The organism is Stenotrophomonas testudinis, from assembly GCF_024499815.1.
Lineage (GTDB): Bacteria > Pseudomonadota > Gammaproteobacteria > Xanthomonadales > Xanthomonadaceae > Stenotrophomonas.
The window spans coordinates 69557-76484 of sequence record NZ_JAMOKY010000016.1 but is presented as its reverse complement, the minus strand read 5'-3'; the positions used below and the strand labels follow the sequence as shown (position 1 = coordinate 76484).

Below are 6928 nucleotides of genomic sequence, written 5' to 3'. Positions count from 1 at the left end.
GGCATGGATGCCGCGACCAAGCCCCCATGGATGGGTTTACGGCGTCCCCCTCAACCGGACCCACCCCGCCATCCCACGGACAACCAGCTGTTGCTTCGGCTTCGGCTTCGGCTTCGGCTTCGGCAGGTGCAGGGCTGCAAGCCCTGCAAACAAGGCCCTCATCCACGCATGGCATGGATCTACCCCATCGCCTGCCACCACTGCGCCAGCAGCTCCGGCCTGCGCAACCGCTCGCGCCACCAGCGCAATGCCGCACCATCCTCACCGGTGCGCCACGCCAGCCAGAACGTCTCCTCCGGCTTCGGCTCCTCCACCTCGCGGATCACCAGCTGGCCACGCGCCACCGCTGCGCGCACGCAGGGCTCGGGCAGGAAACCGAATCCCACACCCTCGCACTGCAGCTTCAGCTTGCTGGCCATGTCCGGCACCGTCAGCATTTCCTGGCCCATCAACAGGCCCACCGTGCGTGGCAGCAGGCGGCGCGCGGAATCGGACACGGCGATGGCGCAGTGCTCGGCCAGCTGCTCGCGGCCCAGCACGCCCGGCGCCCGCGCCAGCGGATGATCCTGTGCCACCGCGAACACGAAATCGACGCTGCCCAGCGGCTCCACCACATAGCCGCCACCACTGGGCCCCTCGCCCGCTGCAGCCACCAACAGGTCGGCGCGACGGTCCAGCAGCGCCTCCCAGGTGCCGGATAGCGCTTCGCCGAACAGGCGCAGGCGCGTCGGCGCCTCAATGCCACGGAACGCTGCAATGTCCGGACCCAACAGCCAGGTCGGGAACATCGAATCCACCGCCAGGCTCAGCTCGGCCTCCCATCCGGAGGCCACCCGGCGCACCCGCAGCTCCAGCTCGCGGGCGGCGCGCAGCAGGTGACGACCCTCGTCCAACAGGGCGCGACCAGCCTCGGTCAGCTCCGCGCGGGGGCCGACCCGGTCGAACAGCTGCACGCCCAGATCCTCCTCCAGCTTGGCCACGGTGTAGGAGATAGTCGAGGGCACCTTGTGCAGGGCCTTGCCGGCGGCGGCGAACGAGCCGCGGCGGTCGATGGCATCCAGGATCTGCAGGGCATCAAGGCTGAGTTTGAGCATTCGAAATTTTCGATGATGGCTGTCAAAAATATCCGTTTTTCAAACCCAGGGTGCAAGCGGATACTTCTCTCCAACGGGGAAACACAGCGGCCACCGGCCCGCCCCGCCTCATCGAAACCATCGAACAAGGAGAAATCATCATGCTGCAGATCCGCAAGAGCGCTACCCGTGGCCTGGCCGAGCATGGCTGGCTGTCCTCCCGCCACACCTTCTCCTTCGCTGGCTACTACGATCCGCGCTACGTCAGCTTCGGCCCGCTGCGCGTCATCAACGAAGACAAGGTCATCGGCGGCCAGGGCTTCGGCACCCACAGCCACAGCAACATGGAAATCATTTCCTACGTGCTGGGCGGTGCGCTGGAGCACAAGGACTCGATGGGCACCGGTTCGGTGCTGCGCTACGGCGACGTGCAGGTGATGAGCGCCGGCAGCGGCGTCAGCCACAGCGAGTTCAACCACTCGACCACCGATCCTGTGCACTTCCTGCAGATCTGGGTCTTCCCGGACAGCGAGAACATCGAACCCTCCTACCGCGAGACCCACTTCGCGCCGGAGACCAAGCGCGGCCAGCTGCGCCTGATCGCCTCGCCGGACGGTGCAGACGGTTCGCTGCGCATCCAGCAGGATGCCCGCATCTACGCCACCATCCTCGATGGCAGCCAGAAGCTGCACCACGCACTGGGCAATGGTCGTGGCGCCTACGTGCAGGTCGCCCGTGGCCAGCTGCAGGTCAACGGCATCACCCTCGATGCCGGTGACGCGCTGCAGGTCAGTGACGAAGCACAGCTGACCCTGGAGAACGGCAACGACGCGGAAGTACTGGTGTTCGACCTGCCGCTGTAAGCGCTGCGCCGTAGCATGCAGCGAGGCCCGCGATGCCCACCGGTATCGCGGGCTTCTGCATGTGTGGCGGGCGGGGCTGCATTCGTATTCGCAGCGGGATGACACGAATGGCACTTGCCCAAGCCGACTGAAAACGTTTTCATGACAGGGATTCTCCGGAGCCTTCCCCGCGCATGACGCCTTCTTCCCCGCGTGCCCAGCAGCACGCCACCCGCGCCGCCTTCTTCATTCCCGGCTTTGCCACCGCTGCCTGGGCGCCGATGGTGCCCTATGCCAAGGCCAAGGCCGGGCTGTCCGATGCCAGCCTGGGCGCCGTGCTGCTCTGCCTGGGCCTCGGCTCGCTGCTGGCCATGCCGCTGGCCGGCGCACTGAGCGGACGCCTGGGCTGCCGCCGCCTGATGGTCATCACCACCGCACTGATCCTGCTGGCGCTGCCGCTGCTGTCGCTCGCGCCCACGCCGCTGGCACTGGGCGCGGCGCTGTTCCTGTTCGGTGCCGGTGTCGGCGCCATGGACTGCACGATGAACATGCAGGCAGTCGCGGTCGAACGCGATGCCGGTCGCGCGATGATGTCCGGTTTCCACGCGTTCTACAGCATCGGCGGCTTCGTTGGTGCCGGCTGCATGACCGGCCTGCTGTTGCTGGGCACGCCGTTGTGGATGGCGGCCCTGCTGTCGATCGGCGCGCTGCTCGTGGTGGCCCTGTTGTCGGCACCGCACTGGCGCGCGCAGCGCATCGCCCATGACGGCCCGATGCTGGCCATTCCGCATGGCGTGGTGCTGTTCATCAGCGTGCTGGCCTTCATCGTGTTCCTGGCCGAAGGTTCGATGCTCGACTGGAGTGCAGTGTTCCTCGCCGACGTGCGGCAGGTGCCGCGCGACCAGGCCGGTGCCGGCTTCGCGGTATTCACCCTGGCGATGACCGCGATGCGCCTGTTCGGCGATGGCATCGTCGAGCGCCTCGGCCGCACGCGCACGATCATCATCGGCGGCATCACCGCGGCAACGGGCTTCGCGCTGGCCACGCTGGTGCCCTCCTTCGCGGTGGCACTGGTCGGCTACGTGATGGTCGGCCTGGGCTGTGCCAACATCGTGCCGGCGCTGTTCTCGATGGCCGGGCAGCAACGCGCGATGCCGGAGAGCATCGCCATCACCGCAGTGACCACCCTGGGCTACGCCGGCATCCTCGCCGGCCCGGCGGCCATCGGCGGGCTGGCCCATCTCACCACCTTGGGCATCGCGTTCCTGTGCGTGGCCGCGCTGCTGCTCGGCGTCGCCGCCTCGGCCCGCGGACTGGCACGCCGCCTGCCGTAAACAGGAAGAAGACGCTCAGCTGCGGCTGGGCGCAGCGGCAGCGGTGTCGCGGACCAGCCACTCGGCTTGCGCGGGCAGCTGCGGCGCCGGGCAGGTCGCAGGCGGGTGGTGTTCGTCCTGCGCCATCCAGTCGTCGACCACGCCGGCCAGCAGGTCCAGGCGCAGCGGCAGGGTGATGTGGTCTTCGCCGCGCATCTCGATGTAGTGCGCGCGCGGATTGGCCTGGGCCAGTTCGCGGCCCTGGCTGACCGGAATGTGCTGGTCGCCCTGCCCGTGCAGCAGCAGCACGCAGGCGCGGGTATCGGCCAGCGCGCGGGCCACGTCCACCTGGTCCAGGTCGACATCGATGCGGCGGCTGGCCGCGGCGATCACCTGGTTGATGTCCTGGCCGCCGTAGCGCCAGCGCGCGTAGGACGCGACCGCCTGCGCCTTCAGGCCTTCCGGCTGCAGCGCCATCAGGTGCGGGATCATCGTGCGGATGGCTACGCCGGCATTGGCGAACGATTCCATCGCCACCACGCCGGCCACCTGGTCGCCCAGCTTGTCGGCGGTGAACACAGCGGTGGCCGCGCCATAGGAAACGCCGAACAAGTACAGCGGGCCGGTCACTTCGCCACGCGCGCGCAGTTCGCCGATCACATCGACCACGTCATCCGATTCATAGGTGCCGTAGCCGGATGGCCCGTGCCCGGACTGGCCGTGGTTGCGCAGGTCCAGGGTGACCACGCGGTATCCCGATTCGGCCAGCTGCAGCGACCACGGCAGCATCGAATCACCGTTCATCATCCAACCGTGCAGCAGCACCACGGTGCCGCGCGGCGCCTGCGCACGGAACGGCTGCGGCACGGTGAGACTCAGCCCGGTGTCCAGCGGCTGGCCGTTCTCGTGGCGCTGCGGCAGGTAGTGGTAGCGGGCGCCGTAATCGCCCGGGTCGAACACCCGCCAGAAGATCGGCACGCCATCCCGGCCCGGCGCGAAGCCATGGCGGTTGGGCAGCTCGGCGATGGCCGCGGCGATGCGCGGCTGGTCCAGCAACGTGGACACGCCACCGGGCGCGATCAGCTGGTCACTGAGCGAGGTGGACGAGGCGGTGATCGAGGATGAGCATGCCGCCAGCCACAGGCCGGCGCACGCCAGCAACAGCAGCAGCGGGCGTTTCATGGGCAATCGGGGAAAGGTGCGACAGCGTGGCAGGGTAGCGGGCGCAACCGGGCGCATCTATCGCAGGTCGATGACGGGTTGATGACAAGCCGGGATCGATTCAGCTTCGCCGTCTGTCGTTCACGGACAAAGCATTGATCCGGATCAATGAGAGCGCCGAGCGATTGCCGACAGTGCAGCCATGCGCATTTCGCTCAAGCTACTTCTTGCCCTGGCCGCCGCTGTCGGTGCGGCCTGGGGCATCGCCCGCAGCACGCCGTACTGGTTCGCACCGCGCCAGCCTGCCGTGGTCGACATCCACGAGCCAGCCTTGATCGCGCGCGGCCAGTACCTGTCGCGTGCGGCCGACTGCGCCGCCTGCCACACCGCGCCCGGCGGCCAGCCCTTCGCCGGCGGGTTGGGCATGCAGACACCGATGGGCACGCTCTATTCGACCAACATCACGCCGGACCGGGCCACCGGCATCGGCGCCTATGACTATGCCGATTTCGAGCGCGCGGTCCGCCGCGGCATCCGCCATGACGGCCAGCCGCTGTATCCGGCCATGCCCTACGCCTCCTACGTGATCGCCAGCGACGACGAGATCCGCGCGCTGTATGCCTATTTCATGGGTGCGGTGCGGCCGGTGCGCCAGCACAACGCCGACAGCACCATCCCCTGGCCGGCCAACATGCGCTGGCCGCTGGCGTGGTGGCAGCTGCTGTTCGCCCGCCCGCGCAGCTTCGTTGCCGATCCATCACTGGATGCCGGCCAGCAGCGCGGCGCCGAACTGGTGGAGGGTCTGGCGCACTGTGGCGCCTGCCATACCCCGCGCGGCCTGGCCTTCCAGGAAACCGCCATGGCTGATGACGAAAGTCGCCGCTTCCTCTCCGGTTCGGTACTGGAAGGCTGGTATGCGAAGAACCTGCGCAACGAAGCCACCGGCCTGGCCAGCTGGAGCCAGGACGAGATCGTCGAGTTCCTGCGTACCGGCCGCACCGATCGGTCCGCCGCGTTCGGCGGCATGGCCGACGTGGTGGAACACAGCACCCAGTACCTGACCGACGCCGACCTGCTGGCCATGGCCCGTTACCTGAAGCAGTTGCCGCCGCGCGCCGGCCGCAGCACGCAGTGGATTGCCGGCCCCGACACGACCACCACCGCGCTGCGCGACGGCGACTACCGCGGGGAGGGTTCGCTGGCCTATGCCGAGCACTGCCAGGCCTGCCACCGTGCCGATGGCCGTGGCATGCCGCGCATCTACCCTGCCCTGGCCGGCAACTCCATCGTCTTCGCCGATGACCCGAGTTCGTTGGTGCAGGTCACCTTGGCCGGTGGCCGCACGCCGCGCACTCCGCACGACCGGATGGCCTTCTCGATGCCCGGCTTCGAGCATCTGCCGAACGCCCAGCTGGCGCAGATCCTGACCTTCATCCGCAGCAGCTGGGGCAACCAGGCCAGCGCGGTGAGCGAAGCCGACATCGCGCGCATGCGCAGGGTGGTGCGCGACAAACCCGTGCACGTAGTTCCGCAGGAGGTGGCACCATGAGGCGCGCACACAAGTGCAGGAGCGCGAGCATCGTCATTGCCATCGGCGTATTGGTGGTAGCCGCAGCCGGCGCACTGCTGTACGCGTACCGCCATCCCTCGCTGGATGCCACCCCCACCACGCTGGACATCCTCGACGCACAGGGCTCGCGGGTCGGCGCGTACCATATGCCCAGCGCCGAAGAGATCGCCAGCCTCGGCAATGGCGATGCGGTGATGTACGGCCGCCGCCTGCTCAACGAGACCTCACGCCTGCTGCCGGACAACGTGGGCAATGACCTGAATTGCAACTCCTGCCACATGGCCGAGGGCAAGCGGCCATTCGGCAACCACTACCTCAACACCGGCGGCGGCAGCTACCCGCGCTACATGACCCGCCCCGGCAAGGAGATCGGCCTGGTCGAACGCGTCAACGGCTGCCTGCAGCGTTCGATGAACGGCAAGCCGCTGGCCCGCGACGCGCCGCCGATGCGCGCGATGCTGGAATACATGGCCTGGCTGAGCCGCCCCGTACCCGACGGCGCGCGGGTGGCGGCGCCAAGCGAAGGGCCGATCGATTCCTCGCTGGTGCCCGACCGCATGCGCGGCCAGGCCCTGTATGCAGCGCAGTGCGCCGCCTGCCACGGCGACCAGGGCGAGGGCCGCCGCGACGGCAGCGGTGATATCGCCTTCCCGCCGCTATGGGGCGAGCGCAGCTTCAACATCGGCGCGGGCATGGCGCGGCTGTACAAGGCGGCCAGCTTCATCAAGCACAACATGCCACCGGCCGCCAGCCGCGAGCCACCGCTGGGCCAGCAGGTGATCCCCGACCAGGACGCGGTGGATATTGCTGACTACTTCATCCATCAACCCCGGCCGGATTTCGCCGGCAAGGGTAAAGACTGGCCGCGCGACCCGAAGCCGAAGGACGCACGCTACTGAGCGCTTCGAGCATGGCTGCGCGGTCCCGTGGAGCCGAGCCGATGCTCGGCTGCGCGGTGCTGTAGAGCCG

The 6928-nt window shown here is 68.4% G+C and carries 6 protein-coding genes; 4 read left to right on the top strand and 2 right to left on the bottom strand.

Translation table 11 applies throughout. The annotated features are described in order from the left end of the window. Positions 1-179: 179 nt before the first annotated feature. The gene (locus NQ204_RS11195) at positions 180-1094 is read right to left on the bottom strand and encodes a LysR substrate-binding domain-containing protein (protein ID WP_256643898.1); all 915 of its coding nucleotides are present in this window, start codon (positions 1092-1094) and stop codon (positions 180-182) included. A gap of 140 nt (positions 1095-1234) precedes the next feature. Between NQ204_RS11195 and NQ204_RS11190 the strand changes: the two genes are divergently transcribed. Both NQ204_RS11190 and NQ204_RS11185 read left to right on the top strand, forming a co-directional pair. Next, on the top strand, positions 1235-1936 hold the full coding sequence (locus tag NQ204_RS11190) for a pirin family protein (RefSeq protein ID WP_256643897.1): 702 nt from the start codon (positions 1235-1237) through the stop codon (positions 1934-1936). Positions 1937-2109: 173 nt separating this feature from the next. After that, positions 2110-3249 (top strand): MFS transporter, encoded by a 1140-nt coding sequence (locus tag NQ204_RS11185; RefSeq protein ID WP_116864263.1) that lies wholly within the window; start codon positions 2110-2112, stop codon positions 3247-3249. A gap of 15 nt (positions 3250-3264) precedes the next feature. On the opposite strand, the gene NQ204_RS11180 is transcribed toward NQ204_RS11185, so the two are convergent. Next, on the bottom strand, positions 3265-4410 hold the full coding sequence (locus NQ204_RS11180) for an alpha/beta fold hydrolase (protein WP_256643896.1): 1146 nt from the start codon (positions 4408-4410) through the stop codon (positions 3265-3267). 181 nt (positions 4411-4591) lie between these two features. On the opposite strand from NQ204_RS11180, the gene NQ204_RS11175 reads away from it, so the two are divergent. Together NQ204_RS11175 and NQ204_RS11170 are read left to right on the top strand one after the other, a co-directional pair. After that, positions 4592-5938, top strand: coding sequence for a c-type cytochrome (locus NQ204_RS11175; RefSeq protein ID WP_256643895.1), 1347 nt, complete (start codon positions 4592-4594; stop codon positions 5936-5938). Then, entirely contained in the window at positions 5935-6858 is a 924-nt protein-coding gene (locus tag NQ204_RS11170; protein WP_256643894.1) for a c-type cytochrome, read from the top strand. The genes NQ204_RS11175 and NQ204_RS11170 overlap by 4 nt, the downstream gene beginning before the upstream one ends. Positions 6859-6928: the final 70 nt, after the last annotated feature.

What these genes read in the sequence shown, in the direction of transcription:
- NQ204_RS11195 (WP_256643898.1), bottom strand. Translation starts at nt 1,094, where the DNA reads ATGCTCAAACTCAGCCTTGATGCCCTGCAGATCCTGGATGCCATCGAC.
- NQ204_RS11190 (WP_256643897.1), top strand. Translation starts at nt 1,235, where the DNA reads ATGCTGCAGATCCGCAAGAGCGCTACCCGTGGCCTGGCCGAGCATGGC.
- NQ204_RS11185 (WP_116864263.1), top strand. Translation starts at nt 2,110, where the DNA reads ATGACGCCTTCTTCCCCGCGTGCCCAGCAGCACGCCACCCGCGCCGCC.
- NQ204_RS11180 (WP_256643896.1), bottom strand. Translation starts at nt 4,410, where the DNA reads ATGAAACGCCCGCTGCTGCTGTTGCTGGCGTGCGCCGGCCTGTGGCTG.
- NQ204_RS11175 (WP_256643895.1), top strand. Translation starts at nt 4,592, where the DNA reads ATGCGCATTTCGCTCAAGCTACTTCTTGCCCTGGCCGCCGCTGTCGGT.
- NQ204_RS11170 (WP_256643894.1), top strand. Translation starts at nt 5,935, where the DNA reads ATGAGGCGCGCACACAAGTGCAGGAGCGCGAGCATCGTCATTGCCATC.